19 protein-coding genes are annotated in these 16,952 nt (G+C 50.7%); 2 read left to right on the top strand and 17 right to left on the bottom strand.

The features are described 5' to 3' along the window. Positions 1-16: 16 nt before the first annotated feature. The 17 genes from ACJMNB_RS12530 to ACJMNB_RS12450 form a co-directional block, all read right to left on the bottom strand. Positions 17-403, bottom strand: coding sequence for a hypothetical protein (locus ACJMNB_RS12530; protein WP_405342988.1), 387 nt, complete (start codon positions 401-403; stop codon positions 17-19). A gap of 75 nt (positions 404-478) precedes the next feature. After that, entirely contained in the window at positions 479-1,387 is a 909-nt protein-coding gene (locus ACJMNB_RS12525) for a hypothetical protein (RefSeq protein ID WP_405342986.1), read from the bottom strand. Positions 1,388-1,506: 119 nt separating this feature from the next. Further along, complete coding sequence (locus ACJMNB_RS12520; protein WP_405342984.1) at positions 1,507-2,469, bottom strand: adenosine kinase; 963 nt, start codon at positions 2,467-2,469, stop codon at positions 1,507-1,509. Next, entirely contained in the window at positions 2,469-3,332 is an 864-nt protein-coding gene (locus tag ACJMNB_RS12515) for a rhomboid family intramembrane serine protease (RefSeq protein WP_405342982.1), read from the bottom strand. Before ACJMNB_RS12515 ends, ACJMNB_RS12520 begins: the two co-directional genes overlap by 1 nt. Before the next feature lie 32 nt (positions 3,333-3,364). Further along, the gene (coaD, locus tag ACJMNB_RS12510; protein ID WP_405342980.1) at positions 3,365-3,856 is read right to left on the bottom strand and encodes a pantetheine-phosphate adenylyltransferase; all 492 of its coding nucleotides are present in this window, start codon (positions 3,854-3,856) and stop codon (positions 3,365-3,367) included. A 16-nt stretch (positions 3,857-3,872) separates the two neighbouring features. After that, positions 3,873-4,421 (bottom strand): 16S rRNA (guanine(966)-N(2))-methyltransferase RsmD, encoded by a 549-nt coding sequence (rsmD, locus tag ACJMNB_RS12505; protein ID WP_405342978.1) that lies wholly within the window; start codon positions 4,419-4,421, stop codon positions 3,873-3,875. 5 nt (positions 4,422-4,426) lie between these two features. Continuing rightward, the gene (locus ACJMNB_RS12500; RefSeq protein WP_405342976.1) at positions 4,427-5,443 is read right to left on the bottom strand and encodes a hypothetical protein; all 1,017 of its coding nucleotides are present in this window, start codon (positions 5,441-5,443) and stop codon (positions 4,427-4,429) included. Then, positions 5,440-6,354 carry a hypothetical protein gene (locus tag ACJMNB_RS12495; RefSeq protein WP_405342974.1) on the bottom strand — a complete coding sequence of 305 codons (915 nt, stop codon included), beginning with the start codon at positions 6,352-6,354 and terminating at the stop codon, positions 5,440-5,442. The genes ACJMNB_RS12500 and ACJMNB_RS12495 overlap by 4 nt, the downstream gene beginning before the upstream one ends. A gap of 37 nt (positions 6,355-6,391) precedes the next feature. Beyond that, positions 6,392-6,841: a ComEA family DNA-binding protein gene (locus ACJMNB_RS12490; RefSeq protein WP_405342972.1), complete on the bottom strand. Its 450-nt coding sequence runs from the start codon at positions 6,839-6,841 to the stop codon at positions 6,392-6,394. Positions 6,842-6,858: 17 nt separating this feature from the next. After that, positions 6,859-7,569: a 3-deoxy-manno-octulosonate cytidylyltransferase gene (locus ACJMNB_RS12485; RefSeq protein ID WP_405342970.1), complete on the bottom strand. Its 711-nt coding sequence runs from the start codon at positions 7,567-7,569 to the stop codon at positions 6,859-6,861. Between the two features lie 24 nt (positions 7,570-7,593). Beyond that, positions 7,594-7,881, bottom strand: a complete 288-nt coding sequence (gene gatC / locus ACJMNB_RS12480; protein ID WP_072797429.1) for an Asp-tRNA(Asn)/Glu-tRNA(Gln) amidotransferase subunit GatC — start codon at positions 7,879-7,881, stop codon at positions 7,594-7,596. Positions 7,882-7,956: 75 nt separating this feature from the next. Continuing rightward, complete coding sequence (locus ACJMNB_RS12475; RefSeq protein WP_405342968.1) at positions 7,957-10,440, bottom strand: ATP-dependent helicase; 2,484 nt, start codon at positions 10,438-10,440, stop codon at positions 7,957-7,959. Positions 10,441-10,516: 76 nt separating this feature from the next. Further along, positions 10,517-11,566: an FISUMP domain-containing protein gene (locus tag ACJMNB_RS12470; protein WP_405342966.1), complete on the bottom strand. Its 1,050-nt coding sequence runs from the start codon at positions 11,564-11,566 to the stop codon at positions 10,517-10,519. Positions 11,567-11,613: 47 nt separating this feature from the next. Continuing rightward, positions 11,614-13,548: an ATPase, T2SS/T4P/T4SS family gene (locus ACJMNB_RS12465; RefSeq protein WP_405342964.1), complete on the bottom strand. Its 1,935-nt coding sequence runs from the start codon at positions 13,546-13,548 to the stop codon at positions 11,614-11,616. Next, positions 13,545-14,534 carry a thiamine-phosphate kinase gene (gene thiL / locus ACJMNB_RS12460; protein WP_405342962.1) on the bottom strand — a complete coding sequence of 330 codons (990 nt, stop codon included), beginning with the start codon at positions 14,532-14,534 and terminating at the stop codon, positions 13,545-13,547. Before thiL ends, ACJMNB_RS12465 begins: the two co-directional genes overlap by 4 nt. Before the next feature lie 31 nt (positions 14,535-14,565). Continuing rightward, positions 14,566-14,796 carry a hypothetical protein gene (locus ACJMNB_RS12455; RefSeq protein WP_405342960.1) on the bottom strand — a complete coding sequence of 77 codons (231 nt, stop codon included), beginning with the start codon at positions 14,794-14,796 and terminating at the stop codon, positions 14,566-14,568. Positions 14,797-14,818: 22 nt separating this feature from the next. Next, positions 14,819-15,286: a hypothetical protein gene (locus tag ACJMNB_RS12450; RefSeq protein WP_405342958.1), complete on the bottom strand. Its 468-nt coding sequence runs from the start codon at positions 15,284-15,286 to the stop codon at positions 14,819-14,821. 222 nt (positions 15,287-15,508) lie between these two features. Here ACJMNB_RS12450 and ACJMNB_RS12445 point away from each other — a divergent pair, with 222 nt between their 5' ends. Further along, the gene (locus tag ACJMNB_RS12445; RefSeq protein WP_405342956.1) at positions 15,509-15,931 is read left to right on the top strand and encodes a hypothetical protein; all 423 of its coding nucleotides are present in this window, start codon (positions 15,509-15,511) and stop codon (positions 15,929-15,931) included. Between the two features lie 42 nt (positions 15,932-15,973). After that, positions 15,974-16,951 carry a hypothetical protein gene (locus ACJMNB_RS12440; RefSeq protein WP_405342954.1) on the top strand — a complete coding sequence of 326 codons (978 nt, stop codon included), beginning with the start codon at positions 15,974-15,976 and terminating at the stop codon, positions 16,949-16,951. Position 16,952: the final 1 nt, after the last annotated feature.

Raw genomic sequence — 16,952 nt, 5'->3', positions numbered from 1 at the left:
CTCAACACGAGCCAAATTATTTCATAATGAGCCACATAATCAAAAGACCGATACCCACACCGCCCAAGAACGAAGAAGACGTAGCCATGGCCGCGGCACGGCGGTCATTTTCTTCTTTTTCTTTCTTGTTTTCATTCACGCTAATCGACGTGCTTAACATCTGGGCGCAGGTTTCATTGTCCTTTTTGATGGTATTGTAGCTCTTTTCCCAATTTTCGCTTTTTGCCTTCTCTGTTTCAATCACGGAACGCAAGGAATCCTTTTCAAGCGTACAGGCATCGCCCTGCACCTGCATCACGCTGTCGCGCACTGCAATTTCCTGCTTCAATTCAGCCTCATCGGCAAAGGCCAAGGAGCCGCAAAGGGCCAAAGACAAGACAAAGACTTTCAAAAATTGAATCATGCCCGCTAATATACAAAAAAAATCCCCGATTATATCGGGGACAGGGATTTAAATTAAAGTTACAATCCAACAGAATCAACGCATCTGGACGCTCTTTTTCCAGCGGCCATCGCTGCCCTTCACATAGTAAACGCCAGGCTCGAGAGATTCTCCCTGCTTGACGACGGAGCCGTCTAGCCTGCGGACTTCGCGGGCGCCATTGAATACACGCGGAGTTCTTTCCATACGTCCCAAAGCAGTCGTTCCTTCCGAAGAACTGGAGATTTCTTGTTCAGAAGAAGAAGACTCCGGCAGATTCTTGTTCGGATCCACCAGCACCCCATGGAGAACCTGCAACTGGACCTTCGAAATTGAATCCGGAACATCTAAGCCTCCCATTGATTTTTCCACCGCAGTCAAGGAGTCCAAGGCTACAACAGACGCATAAAAGTACCGAGTCCCTACATAATAAAGGGCGATTGAATACCACCAGTCAAAACTGAATTCAAACGTTTTCGAAACCATCAGTTCATTGGTGGAATAAGAACCGTTTTCAGGAAGTGCCCCCTTTTTAATGGCAAGAATATTGTAGGAATTCGTCGCATCGTAACCCTGGTAGCTGTATTGGTTGACATCCATGATCATGGTTGCGTAATCATCGTCATCATCGACCAGCGACCAATGGGAATTTGACCATGTCGCATAGCGGAATAAGTTGTAGCGACTTTCTACACAGCTCGCCGTTACAGATACCGGAAGCACAGCATCCTCAAATTTACCCTTAAGCGGATTCACATCCTGATAGTCCTTGTAAACAGTCTTCTTGACGGAATCGGACTTGGACAGATTTTTCGAGCCATACCACATGGTTTCTTCAATCTGTTGCAATTGCAACTCCACTTTCTTTCCACCCAGCGTATCACAGATGTTGCGGATAAAGATTTCTTCCTGAGCGAAAGAGAACGCCATTGCAACCATTATCAAGCAAAGAATGCGTTTCATCATATTAGACCTCCACTTTCACTTAAATATAATTTTTCTTTACAATTATGCAAAGTGAAAAATGAAAAACAGGCCAAAAAGATCTTTTTAGCCTGTTTCACTGTTCAAAATGGGGACTTAAACTAGCCGCGAGCAGCCATAATACGCTTCCAGCCGTCTTCCGGAATCTGGGCGCCCATGACCTGCACCACTTCGTTACTCACGACGCTACCCAGGTTACCGCTGCGTTCCATATCCCAGCCGTTCATGTAGCCATACAGGAATCCCGATGCCCACAAGTCGCCTGCACCGGTAGTATCGATAGCCTTTGCGGGGCCCGCTTCCACATGCACCGTCTTGCCGTCCTTGGCAATCAGGGCGCCGCGCTTGCCGATCTTCACCACGGCAACCTTGGCCTTCTTGGCGAGCACATCCAGGGCGGCTTCTTCCTTGACGCCGGCGTATGCATAAGCTTCGTCTTCGTTAGCGATGATGATATCAATCATACTCTCAGCAAAGAGTTCGTCAAAGAGCTTGCGGCAGGCTTCCACCACGCCAAAGCTGCTGAAGTCGAGAGCGGTTTCTACACCCAGGCTGCGGGCCAGAGTAAAGGACTTCTTGAAGCAATCTGCATTAAAGGCACGGTAGCCCTCGGCGTACAAGAGACCCACGCCATCGTAAAGGGCAGGAATAAAGTCGTCGCTGCCGAGGAAATCAGAGGCGCCCAGGTAAGTCCACATAGAACGCTGGGCATCAGGCGTCACGGCGCTGAAAACGCAACCCGTAGCGGCATCGCTCAGACCCAGCTTCGATTCCACGCCATTGTTTTCCAAATGCTTCTTGAAAATGTTACCCAGTTCGTCGTTGCCAATCTTCGAGATAAAGGCTGCCTTGCCGCCCAAACGGGAAAGCCCCACCATGGTATTGCAGGTAGAGCCACCCGGCACGCGCAGCGGATTCTTGAGGGCGCCCAGGAACTTTTCCATCTGGGGCCAATCCACCATGTTCATGCCGCCCTTCTGCACGCCCTGAGATTCGATCCAAGCATCATCCACATTGGCCAAAATATCAACCAGGGCTGCGCCCATACCTAAAACTTTCTTCATTAGAAGCCTCCTCTGCGACGGCGCAGCTTTTCGCTCGCCTGTAGTAAAAATTGACGTTCCGAATCACTCAACGAATTGATTCCCTCGCGATTGACTTTCTTCAGGATTTCATCCATTCGCTTGTTTTCGTCCACATAAAAAACTTCACCTTCCAGCGGAGCCTTGCCACGGGGCTCTTCGCTGGACTCTTCACGGGCAGCACTTTCAGTACGGCCACCCTGATGCACCTTGAACTTGGGGCCACGCATCTTTTCGAAGGCCCTGCCGAGTCCGCCAAAGCCCCGTTCGTAGAAATGCATGTAGAGGAATCCGCCAACTACACCGCCCAAGTGAGCGAGGTGGGCCACACCGTCGCCGGAGTGGGCCATGAACACGTCCACCGCCACCATGAACCACATGGCATACTTGATTCGCATCGGGAAAAAGAAGAACATCAAAAGCATGCGGTTCGGGAAGAACTTGTAGTAGGCCACAAAGATTCCCATGAGGGCACCGGATGCACCGATAATCGGGGCATTCGTCATGCCAAGCAGGTACATGGCCAAGCTAAAGACAGCCGCGAAAATCCCGCAGAAGAAATACATCCCCGTAAAGTGCTTGGAGCCCATCATGTCGGCCACATCGCTACCGAACATCCAGAGCATCAGCATGTTGAACAGAAAATGCCAGAAGTCCACATGCACGAACATGTAAGACACAAAGCGCCAAGCCTGTTCCGGAGCGAAAGGCCAGAAGGCGCCAAAGTAGGCAATGTATTCGGCAAGGCTACCATAGCCGACGCCAGGCAGGTTCAAATGCAAACCAAGAATCTTGCCGCCGATAAATGCAAGTCCAAACACCACCGCATTTGCAATCAGCAGCACACGCAAAATTTTAGGTAAAAATCTGAACGGTCTCATAGTAAATCTTCAACAATGTTTTCGGGAACGAACTTCGCAAGCTTTGCGCGGCCCTGCTCCGTTTTGCCAATTCCCACCTTCAAGAGTTCACGCACCACGGTACTGCTTACCTGCAAGTGCTCCGGAGCGCTGGACAAGAAAACCGTTTCGCATTCGGGGTACAGCACCCTGTTGTTCCAATCAATGGTCTGCTCGTATTCCACATCGGCACTTCCGCGGATACCCCGCACCAGGAACTTCGCTCCCACACGCTGCATGAAATCTACGGTCAAGCCGTCAAAGCAGTCCACCTTTACGTTCGGGATATCCTTGACTGCCTTCTTGACAATTTCGACTCTGGTCGATTCCGGCAGCAAGTATTTCTTGGAAGCATTCACCGCCAAGAGCACCCACAGTTCGTCAAACAACGCAGAGGCGCGCTTCACGATATCGAGATGCCCTAAGGTAAACGGATCAAAGGATCCTGCGAAAACGGCAATTTTCTTCATGCCGTAAATATAGAAATTATGCCCTGTAGATAACCAGCGAAGATTCACCGTAACGGCGGACTTGCACCAATCCCGCTTCGTCGGCTTCTTTTACCCATGCAGGCAAGTTGCGGCTCGGGACCTCGAACACGGCGACACCACCCGGATTCAGCCATTGCCAATAGGGGCGCAAGTCCGGATAATCCATGTCCTTGAAGGGAGGATCCGCATAAATCAGGTCAAAGCCTTCGCTGGCGCAAAGAGATTCTTTATCCAGCGCAAGCGCGTTCTTTTCTAACAAATTAAGCTTCGATTCCAGAGACAACGCCTTGTAGGCCTGCAGTACCAGTCTCGCCTGGGCGTGGGCCATTTCGACAGCCACCACACTTGCAGCACCACGGCTCAAGGCCTCGATACCCATAATGCCGGTGCCCGCGAACAAGTCCAGTACGCGGAAATTTTCCACACCCTGCAAGATGTTGAAGAGAGCTTCTCTTGTACGAGAAGCTGTAGGCCTAGTCTTAGAGGTATCCGGGGAAGGCACGTTCCTCCCCCGCATCAGTCCGCCAGTAATGCGAATGGGCATCGGGACTATTGCTTATTGACAAACATTTCAAAAAGGATCGTGGTGAACATATCCTTCTTGGCAAGTTTCATTTCGATGTTGCGAACGCCAATGCGAGAGGGCGATGCGACAAAGGCTGCGATAAAGGCATTCAGCTCGGCAAAGTCAGCCGTCGTGGTAGCCTTGATCGTGTAGCGCTTGTAGACACCGAATTCTTCCACCAGCGGCTTTTCAAGACCGGAGAACTGCACCTTCTGGGCAACAGCCAAAGCCTTCATGGACTTGATTTCGCTGTTCACTTCGGAGACCGGAACAAAGGACGACACGGCACCCAGGTTCACGTTAGACACGTTGTACATACCGAAAGCGGTAATGTCGGTAGCCGGAGCGTTTTCGGGCAGCGGCGGAGTCCTGAAGTCAGAGCTGACCGCACGAATGCGATCAAGGAAGGCCTTCTGGGAGTTGGGGTTACCGGCCACGCCACGCACGTAGTAGTAGTTCGGAGCCTGGAAGATACAATCCGAGAAGCCCACATCATCCGGCGTTGCCGTATTCAAGAAGGCAAGGAACTGGCCAACGGAAGCCTTCTGGTAAGAAAGCTTTTCCAGCGGCAAGTAGCTGTTGTAGTCCGAGCGCTTGTTGTTGAACAAGGCCTGGGGATTGATTTCGCCCACCACCTGCTTTACGGTCACGTTCTCGCGCTGACGGATCATGGCAGCGGCAGCAGCGGCTTCCGCTTCCAGCGAACCACCGGCAGAGGTCTTTTGGCCCATGCCGATCGCCAAGGCAGAACGGGTCGGGTCTTCGGCACCGATCAATTCCAGATACGGCGGCGGCAGCAAGCCCTGCAAAGGCTGAGGAACACCGGCCACGCTCAGGAAGCAGCTGAAGGCAACAAACACAAACAAAGCCGCCACAAGAACCGTCATGGCCTTCTTGCGGGACTTGCTCTGCAATTCCTTGACGCTGGTGACATTCACCGGAGCCACGTTTTCAACTTCGACCAAACGTTCGGCGGCGTCAATCAAGTTCAAATGAATCATACACCCTCCATCACATTCAAGGCAGCACCGATAGCGCCAGCGCAAGAGAGCACGGCAGCAGAATCTTCTTCTTCGGTCGGGAGCCTCAAGTTAGAGAAAGAATCCATCAAAGACAACTGGCATTCGGGCAACTTCGCACGGACACCATCCACAAACTGCATATCGCCAGCCATTTCGCCACACAGACGAACCGTCTTGGTCACCACCGAGGCGTTTTCCTGTTGGGCAATGGCAATCTGTTCGGCAATTTCCTTAGCCAAGATCTGATAAGCTTCTTCCTTGGTGTTGTTCACCAAAGAAAGGGTGGACACGCAGCGGAGCGCATGCAGGTTGTCCTTGGTAAGCCAAAGCAAGGTCACACCGGCATAGTCAGCCTTGACTATGCATGTCAGTTCGGACACATTTTCGGCAAAATCCATCAAGTTCATGAGCGAAAGCACATCCACATCCATGGCCTTCGGTGCGAGCATCTTGTTGCGGAAACCCTTACGCAGGTTGTCGACCCACTGCTCGCGGACGGCAATCAGCATGATGGTGTAACCCAGGGAGGAATCGCCGCTCATGATTTTGTAATCAATTATATACGCATTGGCGTCGGCGTTGGTAATCAGCGAAACGTACCACTTTACATAGTCGTCCACGTTCTTTGCGGCCTCTGCCGGGACAAAGATCTGGCGGACAATGGACCTAAATGCGGGAATTGCCACAGAAACGGCCTCGACCGATTCAATCTGGTTGAATTCCATCCACCCCTGGAGGGCGGTTTCAAAAGCATAGACATCATCGAGGGGGGCGGTTTCCGTATCGAGAACAGCCGTCTTCAAAACACGGCGTTCGGTTGCGTCCAGAAGGGCAACTTTCAGAGAAGCATCCCCCGCTTCTATACCCATGTAAATCTTCGTATCACTCATATTATCAACGACTTATGAAAAAAACTACACCATAAAACTAATCAAAAATTACCCCCAAAAGGAGCTTTTCCAATTTTTTCTTGCCGATTCCTGGCACTTTTTGCAAATCTTCCCCCGTTTTGAAGGGTCCGAGGGCATTTCTGGTGGCCAAAATCTTCTCGGCGAGCTTGGGACCGACCCCATTCAGGGCACAAAGTTCCTCCAAGGAAGCCGAATTGATATGTACCGGAAGATTCACTTTTTTAGCACTTTTTCGCTCTTTTTTTGTCCGACCATCCGATTTCGCGTCAGATTTTGACACTAAATTATCAGAAGGGGCTAACAAGGGCCCTTCCACCGGCAAAGGGACGGTGTTTTCAACCACAAGGGCCTCGCCCACCTCAAAACTCTCGATGGACGGGAGTCCCCAGGGCAAAAACCGGACGACGACTCCAAGGACCAACAGGCATAGAGCCAATCGGACCACGTTTCTTTCAGGTGCATTCATAGGATAACCTCCGTTGGTTATCCTCGACCAAAGGGCTTCTTAAGCGCCTCCTCCACCGCATTCACGTCTGAAGGGACATCTACCGAAATCGAAGGATACTTACTCTGGACAATGCGAATGGGGCGTTTGCCCAGAATGCGCATCTGCTCCAGGGAGCGTTCCTTTTCAATTTCGTTCTGGGGCAAAGACGAAAATTCGTCGCGACACACCCTGGAATAAGCGTAGATTCCCTGATGCTGGAACCAGCGGGAAGCGTCCTCATTCGCCACCCACCGGGTAAAGTCCTCCGCGTAATCGTCTTTCACCAAAACCTTGACTACCGTCTTGAGTTCAGCCTCTGCAGGGTTCAGGGGGCATGCCACCGTTACCCATTCATCGGGGTGCTGTTCAAGGGCAGAAGCCACATCGCACAGCACGGATGGCTCCACCAGGGGTTCGTCACCCTGCAAGTTCACCACCAGGTCCAAATTGAGGGCCCGGGCCGCAAAGGCGACGCGGTCAGAACCGGTCGCTGCATCCTGCGTCAAGATAAACTCAAAACCCGCCCGAGAAACCACGTCTGCAATTTCTTCGGAATCGGTAGCGCAAACAATGCGCTCAAAACATTCGGCCAAAAGCGCACGCTCCAAGGTGCGCACAATCATTTCTTTGCCTGCGATCTTGACCAGGGGCTTTCCCGGAAAGCGGGACGAACCCATACGGGCAGGCACAATGCAATGTACTGCCATGGGCTAATTTTTCAAGCCGAGAAATTAGCCGCCGATGACCTTCGGAATGGCGAAGTGGTCGTTTTCCACTGCCGGAGCGTTCATGAAGGCCTTTTCGAGAGAGAAGCCCTGCACGGGCACGTCTTCGCGAAGAATCGTGGCGCCGTTTTCGACAGCGGTCATGGGTTCCACATCGGAAAGGTTCAAGGCCTTGAGAGCTTCAAGGTGGTTGAGCATCTTGTCCAAATGACCCTTCACGGATTCAATATCTTCTTCGGCAACTTCGAGCCTAGAAAGCTTCGCGAGTTTCAAAACTTCTTCACGTTCGAGCATAAAACCTCTTTTCTTACGGCAACAAAATAGCAAATAATTTGAGCGAAAAAGCAACCCAGAGTTGCTAAATGCACCCTAGCCCACTATTTGCAGTGCCGCATACTTCAAAATAATCGTACGGACCGTCGGATCGCTACCGAATCGCACGTCCACGCGGGCATTGTCGCCCGTACCGTAGCACTTGACCACGGTACCCACGCCATACTTCATGTGGCGCACGCGGACTCCCGGATGGTACGGATTCTCGCTGTATTCGTCGTAAACCACGCGGGGGCCCGAAGGTTCAGCAGGCTTTACAGGAGCGGCAACCTTCACCGGATTGCGATAAACGATGTGCTTGTCATTCTTCTTGACAGAATTCGGAATCGAAGGACGGCTAAATCCGTGGGAGCCAAAATTACTCGGGCGAGACGAACTGCCACCGAAACCACCCGAAGGTCTACGCGGATAAGACGGAATGTTCGGACGCGGCGGACGCGAGAATCCCGACGAGCCGCCAAAATCCTGATTAAAGTCGCTACCGCCAAAACCGAAATCGGTGCAAGGCGTAAAGTCAACTACCGACGGGTCCAATTCCTTAAGGAAACGAGACGGGGCGAAGGGACGAATGTTCCCCTGGAAGAATCGACGTTCCGCATGGTACAGGTACAGCTTCTTTTCGGCGCGGGTACAGCCCACGTAGAACAGGCGGCGTTCTTCTTCCATCTGTTCGTTCATCTCGGCGCCCGACATGGTTGCCGACGCACGAATCAACGGGAAAATTTCTTCGTCGCAACCGGCAATGTGCACAGTGTTGAATTCCAGGCCCTTCGCCATGTGAATGGTCATGAGGGTTACCTGGCCCTTGGAATTGTCCACCTTCTTGTCGGCATCGGTCAAGAGCGAAATATCCTGCAAGAAGGCATCAAGCGTTGCACCCGGATGTTCTTCGTCGAATTCACGGATGGCGTTCACCATTTCGTCCAAGTTACCGATGCGTTCATCAGCAGTGAGTTCGTCTTCCTTGCGCAAGAATTCCTTGTAGCCCACATCATTAATAATCTTTTCCGCCAAAATCGGGAGCGGAGTTTCCCCTGCGGCAAGCAAGGCCTTCCAACTCTGCACCAAGTCGGTAAAGCCCTTGAGCTTGATGGCCGAACGGCTTCCGCTGTTGACTTCGGCAAGCAAGTTATCCCAGAAGGAGCCTTCGCCGTTGCGTTCTCTTTCGAGAATGTTTTCGACAGTTGTCTTACCGATGGCGCGAGGCGGAATGTTGATTACGCGCAGGTAGGCGGCATCGTCTTTTTCGTTAGCCAGCAGGCGCAGGTACGCGAGCACATCCTTGATTTCCTTGCGGTCCCAGAAACGCATGCCGCCAAAAATGACCGACGGAATACGGCGGTCATTTAGCGCCTTTTCCAAGGCGCGGGACTGCGCGTTGGTGCGGTAGAACACCGCCGTCTTGGCATAAAAATCTTCGCCCGCTTTTGCAATGTTGTCCGCAATGGTCGAGGCTTCGGAGCGGTCATCCATAAAGTGGCGCACATGGATGAGTTCGCCCGCATCTTCCTTGGAGAACACGTTCTTCTGCATTTCTTGCGGACGGATGTTATGAGCAATCACGGAGCCCGCACCCTTCACGATGTTTGCTGTAGAGCGGTAGTTGCGTTCCAGCTTTACAATCGTCACCGGAGCAAAGTCGCGGTGGAAGTTACGGATAATCTTGATGTTGGCGCCGCGCCAGCCATAAATACTCTGGTCATCATCACCCACCACCGTCACATTCTTGTTTTCGTTGATGAGTAACTTCAAAAGTTCATACTGGACGTCGTTGGTGTCCTGGTATTCGTCCACCACCACATAGCGGAAACGTTGCGCCAGCTGAGATGCCAAATTGGGAATCTTTTGCAGCATGTAGACCGTGTTGAACAACAGGTCGTCAAAGTCCATGGCGTTAGATTCCTTAAGGCGCTTCTGGTATTCCGCATAAATCTTTGCGCGCAATTCTTCGTCAGGAAAATTCGCCAATTCCTGCGCCACATCGGGAGTCTGCAACTGAGCCACTTTTCCGCGGTACAGAATCGTATTCTTGTACTTCGAAATGGCGCCATGCATTTTCTTGACTTCGGAGGGTTCAAAGTTATCGCCCACCTGCTCCTTCATGATTTCTTTCAGGAGCCTTTTCTGGTCGTCGTCATCGTAAATGGAGAAGTTTCCATCGTACCATGTACCGCCCAAGGCGTCAAGCACAGACTGCTTAGAAAGGCAAAGCTTCAAAAGGCGCAAACACACGGAATGGAACGTTCCCATCCAGGCGAAATTCATGTTGCAATCCAGCAACTTCTGGATACGGGACTTCATTTCGCGGGCAGCCTTGTTCGTAAAAGTCACCGCCAGAATGCGGTCCGGTTCCACGTTATACTGCGAAACAAGGTGAGCAATCTTATAGGTAATGCAACGAGTCTTTCCCGAACCTGCACCAGCCAAAATCAGCATGGGGCCGTCAATCTTTTTTGCAGCGGCGGCCTGCTCCGGGTTCAGTTCTTTATCTAAAACAGCATTATCTACAATGTTCGCCATCAAAAGCTCCTATTCTACACAAATGTGCAATATAGTAAAAAAAGGCGTCCCCGAACAGGAACACCGCTTTTTTTATTTACTTATCTTGCACACAACGAACGGCCATGCCAAGCCTTTTCACATTATCCAGTTTATACGCCCTGTCATCATCATAGCGGATTTCTACACTATACGCCAAATTATTATCAGCATCCGTAGATGACCACAAAGCACTTTCAAACTTTGGGAATTGCACTATTTCTCGTCCAGGGTGCCACAATCCCGCAGGAACAGCAGAAAAGCCATAGACATCTTCGTTTCCATTATCTTTTTCCCAAGCGTCTTTTGCTCTCAGCATTTTTGAAGCCGTATTCGGATCTTCTCCACCTACATAATAAATCAAACGATACCATTCCGCATACGTAGGCAAATGCCAACCCGTTGGACAAATCCCACGCACACCATCAATTCCGCAAGTTACGCCATAACCACACGTTTTAGGATTGTCGGGATCATTGGCAAGCGTCACCGAATCAATCGCCGCCGCCCACGTATACAAACGACCATACATAACACAACTATCGGCATGATCAAGTACATTAGCGCTATCCCCAACGCAATGCGTTTCATACCGTACATCGTCATATTTCAGATTTTCAGCCATCCATACTCGGTCGTTAATTTTAATTGTCTTGTAGACTTGACCATCTCGTTCATCAATTAACTCGCCATATTCCTTTTCAGGATTCAAGAACTTCCAGCATTCCTTACTGCTACTCGATTCTTCAACAACCTCTTCAGAAGACGAAGAAACGACAACAGAAGATGACGACAGAACCGACGAAGAACTTGAACTTTCCGCAACAGATTCTAGCGAAGAAGACGATAAAAGAACAGGCAACAACGAAGATGAGGAGGAGGATATCGTAGATGAATAAAGCGAAGACGACGACATTCTTTCAGAACTGCTGGACTTCACTTTAGCCGATGAACTAGAACTAGTCTTCTTCGGAGAAACACTTGAAGAACAATAGTTTTCATCGCCAGCATTTTCACCGGGCGATAGAACACTGCTAGAATCATCGCCACAACCTGCCAACATCAAGAAGCTCGCCAAAGCAAGCAAGCCTATACGATTCAAGCGCATAAAACTCCCCTTTTTAAAAGCGCCTATTTTCTATTTAAAACAAACTACTAGTCGTCCGACGTAGAAGCGCCGATGGCCTGTTCGAGCGTGGTATGTCCGTCGAGAGCCTTCTGGATACCATCCATACGCAGCGTAATCATGCCGCATTCCTGCATGGCAGCGCGCTTGATGACGTCGCCCGAAGAACGCTTGATGATCAGGTTACGCACGGTTTCGTTGGGCACCAGGAATTCGTAAATACCGCAACGGCCCTTGTAGCCCGAACCATCGCACTTATCGCAACCCTTACCATGGTAGAACTGCATGTCGGGGCTCAAGTGGAATTCGTCGCGCATGGCCTGGGAAATTTCCACAGGTTCCTTACAGTACTTACAAATGCGGCGCACAAGACGCTGTGCCAACACGCCCTTGATAGCGGTAGACACAAGGAAGGGTTCCAGACCCATTTCCAGCAAACGCGGGAATGCACCGGCAGCATCGTTGGTATGGAGCGTACTGAAGACCAAGTGACCCGTCAAAGCAGCTTCGATAGCCATAGACGAAGTTTCCTGGTCACGCATTTCACCGATCATAATCACGTCCGGGTCCTGACGCAAGAGGGCGCGGATGCCCGCCGCAAAGGTAAAGCCTGCGGCGTTGTTGATCTGACCTTGGTTCACACCATCAATATTCAATTCCACCGGGTCTTCCATCGTAGAGATGTTGATCGTGGAATCCAAAATTTCTCGAATGGAAGCATAAAGCGTGGTAGACTTACCGGAACCGGTAGGACCGGTCACCAGCACAATACCGTTAGGAGCATTAATCGCATCAATAAACTGCTTGAGCACGCGGGGGTCGAAACCCATATCCTTCAGCGGGAACTGACCGGAGTTCGGGTTCAAGATACGCATAACGATCTTTTCGCAAACGCCGCGCTTACGCAGAGAAATCGGGAAGGAGCTCACACGAAGGTCAACTTCGGAACCCTTGTAACGCACGGTAAAACGGCCGTCCAAGGGTTTACGCTTTTCAGCGATGTCCATCTTCGAAAGGAGCTTAATACGCGAAAGAATCTGGGGCATCAAACGAGCCGGAATCGGGGACATCACCTGCAGGTCACCGTCAATACGGTAACGCAGCTTCAAGAATGTTTCCTGCGGTTCCAGGTGAATATCGGAGGCCTTACGGGCAATGGCTTCGTGAATCAGCGTGGTCACGATCTTCACCACCTGACGACCTTCTTCGTCAGAAAGTTCCGGTTCGTCGTTACCGCCCTGACCGCGTTCCACGGTCTCCAGTTCTTCGCCGTCCTTAGATTCACTAATCAATTCGGCCAAGGATTCTTCGGTAGGACCATGACCGGCAAACACACGTTCAATGGCCTTCATCACGTCCGCTTCGGAGGCCATCACAATATCAACATCCATACGGACCTTGAACTTCACGATGCTAATCGTGCGCATGTTCGTGGGGTCCGTCATGGCGAGAGTCATCACAGAACGCACCTGACGTCGTTCATCTTCACCCTTCTGTACAAACAGCGGAACCACCTTGTACTGCTTACACATGTCTTCGGGCAAGAAGGTATAAGCATTGGGATCGATATTGAAGTTGTCAAGCTTTACATAAGGAACTTCGAACTGTCTCGAAAGAATTTCGATCAAGCGTTCTTCGGGCATGTAACCCAAATCCACCAGGGTGCGACCTAAACGCTTGCCCGATGTTTTCTGGGTTTCGAGAGCCTTGTCCAACTGCTCCTGGGTAATATACCCCTGAGCAAGGAGCATCTCACCGATACGCATCTTGGTGGAAGACTGCATTTGCGAACCAAGGATGTTCGTCAAAGTTTCTTCGCTCACCATTCCCAAGCGCACCAGGATCTTACTGAGCATAAGTCCGGTACGTTTGTGTTCGGCCATGGCATGAGCCAACTGGTCTTCGTCCAAAACGCCTTGGCGAAGAAGCAACTGGCCCAAGTTCATCTTACTGTTGTTCATCATAAATGCGACCACGCCCGCGGGGATACGGGCAATTTTTCTCCATTTTTGCAAAGCATGCTGACCGGGTCGCCCGCAGTTTTTTCTACGGCAAATCCAATTTCACACACTCCGCCCAATTGGGTATTTTCTTTAAATATACTTTTTGGGCTAGAATTTGCAAATAGCAGGTGATATTCCTCACCCCCATTTAATGCAAAATTTAGGGGATTTTGGCCAAATTTTGCACATAAGCGCAAAACTTCGGGGTCAATGGGGAGTTTGTTTTCAATAATTTGCAAATTCACACTGGAAGAAAGGGCCAAATGGTTCAGTTCCGACGACAAACCGTCACTAATATCCATGCAGGCTCCATAGGCACCCAGGCGCAAAAGTTCCGCCCCCGCCGATTCACAAATTTTAGGGGCCAGGTGGTATTCCACCAGCGTCGGGAACTCGTCAACGGCCTCGGGGTGATTCAGCAGCAGCCATAAACCGGCTCCCGACTTGCCCAAAGTTCCGTTCACGTACAAGGTATCCCCCGGCTTTACCGCCGAGCGCAATAGCGGGCGCTCCCCTGCCAGGGTTCCCAAAAGGGTCGTGGAGAACATGCCCACATCGCCAGCCACCGTATCGCCACCGATCAGCGCAATGCCCCGTTTGGCAAAGCCTTGCGAAAGCGCCGCCTGCACACGGGTGCGGGTTTCTTCGGACCAGTTCTTGTTGATGCAAAGTCCGAGAACAGCCAGGCGCGGCGTACCGCCCATCGAATTAATGTCAGACACATTGGAGACAATATGCTTTTCCACAGCCTGTTCGGGAGTGGACCAGTCAAGCCTGAAATGCGTACCTTCGACCGACAAATCCTTAGTCACGAGCCAACCATCGAACATGGCGCAGTCATCGCCCACACCGAGCCAGCCACGATGCTGCGGAGCCTCGTGCTTAAATTCGGCGGCATTTTTCAACAAAGAATCGATGAATTTGAATTCAGGTACGTCGGGGAACATACTCTAAAAATAGGAATATTTTGTCAAGACGCTACAAGGCTTCGACTTCTGCAGCAGTAAGCCCAGAAACGGCAACGATTTTTTCCGTAGAATCTCCCATGGCCTTAAGCGCCCGAGCAATCTCCCGCTTTTCAGCTTCGCGCCCTTTTTCGAGGGCTTCGGCCTCACGCTTGCGACTAACATCCCCAGCGCTAACAAAACCATACTTCTGTCCAACGCTTACAAATGCCATGTCGAGCTCCTTGAGAAAATCTTCATTCAAATACTCTCTTAAATATAAGAGATTACTCTTTTGTTATTGTGAATATATTCCCATTTATCTGAATTTTATTAAAAGTCACATCCCCCCTTATTAGAACATCAGCCCAATACATACAAGAACAAGTGACATCTGTTAAGCGATCCTTTTTATCAATATTTAGAGAAAGCGTATCGCCCTTAAATGAATATTCAAGATAATCCGGTTTTTCTGCAGGCGGACATTGAGTATTTCCAAGAACCCGAACCGTATAACAACTGTCTTCAGTCCGTTTAACAACAAAGGATTCAACACTCATTGTCGGATTTTCATAGTCAAAATGAGCAAAACATGTATCTACCGACAAGAGTTCAACAGAAATATCTTTTTGGCGCATTTCCTGCTCATTATTTTCGTCATTAACGGATAGCACCGCATCCTTTTGGCTGTCGGACGAGGAACAGGCGAAAAAGAGGACTGACAGGGCGGCAATACAAGCAAGACGCTTCATCATATTGATCTCCTCTATTAATAAGTTGGCGTTCCTAGAGTAATCCATCTAAAACCAATACCACTACAAATATATATACTTTTTTTACATGTCACCCCTAGAAAAAAAAACAAACTGGCGGTAAAATGTTGATAAGTTGAACACATCTGTTGGACAGAAAATAATTTTTAAAAATCACCTAGAAAATCTATCCACAATTTGGGAGAATTACCTATCTTTTAGGTCATGGGACACATTTTCTTCATCGCTCCGTCCTCCCCCGGTAGCTTAGACCGACTCAGTCAATGGACTTTCCGTTGGCTTTTGGAGCACGGCGATTTGGCAGAAGATTCCACCATGTACACCTGCAATTCTATCGAAGACGCAACGAACCTTCTGGAATCGGCCCTGATCATTGGACAGTCCCCCGCACTCATCATTCTCGACCACGCAGATCGCCCGCACGAACAGAACCTCAAGTTCAGCAAGCTCCTACACGACGGTATTCCTGAATCGTGGATCGTGGAACTGGTGCCCGACAACATGCCGCTCCCCCAGTGCGACGAAAATTACTACTGGGTCCGCAAGCCTGTCAGCGAAGAAGAATGGTACAGCACCCTGGAACAGGTTTTGCTCAAAAGCGGATCGCCCCAATGGGCAAATAATTAGTTCGAATTTTAAATAGGAATCTATAATTCCTATTTTTTTTTCATGATTACCGGAGTTAGCTATTTTGGCGTGCGCTCGCCCAAGCATGTTCTTGCCGATATGCAAGACATCAAGGCAGCGGGTTTTAATGCAGTGCTCCACACCTGGAGCGAAGAAGACCAGCAGTATTACTATGGCACCATGAAAGAAATCGTGGACCAATCCGCAGACTTAGGTCTGAAGGTCTACGTGAACCCGTGGGGTGTCGGCCGCGTGTTTGGCGGCGAAGCCTATTCGGAACTCACCGCCCGCAATCACGATATGTGCCAGGTCGCGCTGGACGGCAAGCCCAAGGTTGCCGCTTGCCCGAACCATCCGGATTTCCGCGCCTACATGTACAAGTGGATTGAATCCGTATGCGCAACGAAAGTCGATACCGTTTTCTGGGACGAGCCCCATTTCTACTTCGAGAAGGGCGGTCTTAGCAACTGGAGTTGCCGCTGCGAAAAATGCCGCATGCTTTTTAAGCAGCGTTTCGGCTACGAGATGCCCACAGAACTCACCGACGACGTGAAGAAATTCCGCGAAGACAGTCTGATTGATTTTCTGAAAGAAATGACCGAAGAAGTACACGCCCGCGGCAAGCGCAACTGCGTATGCATGCTGCCACCCTGGTTCCCTGCAGGCCTGGATGACTGGGGCCGCGTGGCAAAGCTGGAAAGCGTCGACGAAGTGGCCAGTGACCCCTACTGGGAACGCGGCGCCACCGAAGAATGGGTCCGCGAAAAGTACGCCGAAACAGCAAAGAAGCTGACCGATGTAGCCAAGCAATACGGCAAGGCCGTGCAGATGTGGATCAAGGCCTACCAGATTGAAGCGGGCCGCGAAAATGATCTCGCCATCGCCGTCGAAGAAAGCCGCAAGGCGGGCATCGACAACATTTTTGCCTGGAGTTACCGCGGCACCGAGACGCTCAGCTGGCTAAAAAGCGAAGACCCCGACGAAGTCGCCCGGGTCTACCGCAAAGCCGTCGGACTTTAAC

The sequence above is a fragment of the Fibrobacter sp. genome, from assembly GCF_045131395.1.
Taxonomy (GTDB): domain Bacteria; phylum Fibrobacterota; class Fibrobacteria; order Fibrobacterales; family Fibrobacteraceae; genus Fibrobacter.
The sequence above is the reverse complement of the archived record's forward strand: the minus strand, read 5'-3'. Positions and strand labels throughout refer to the sequence as shown.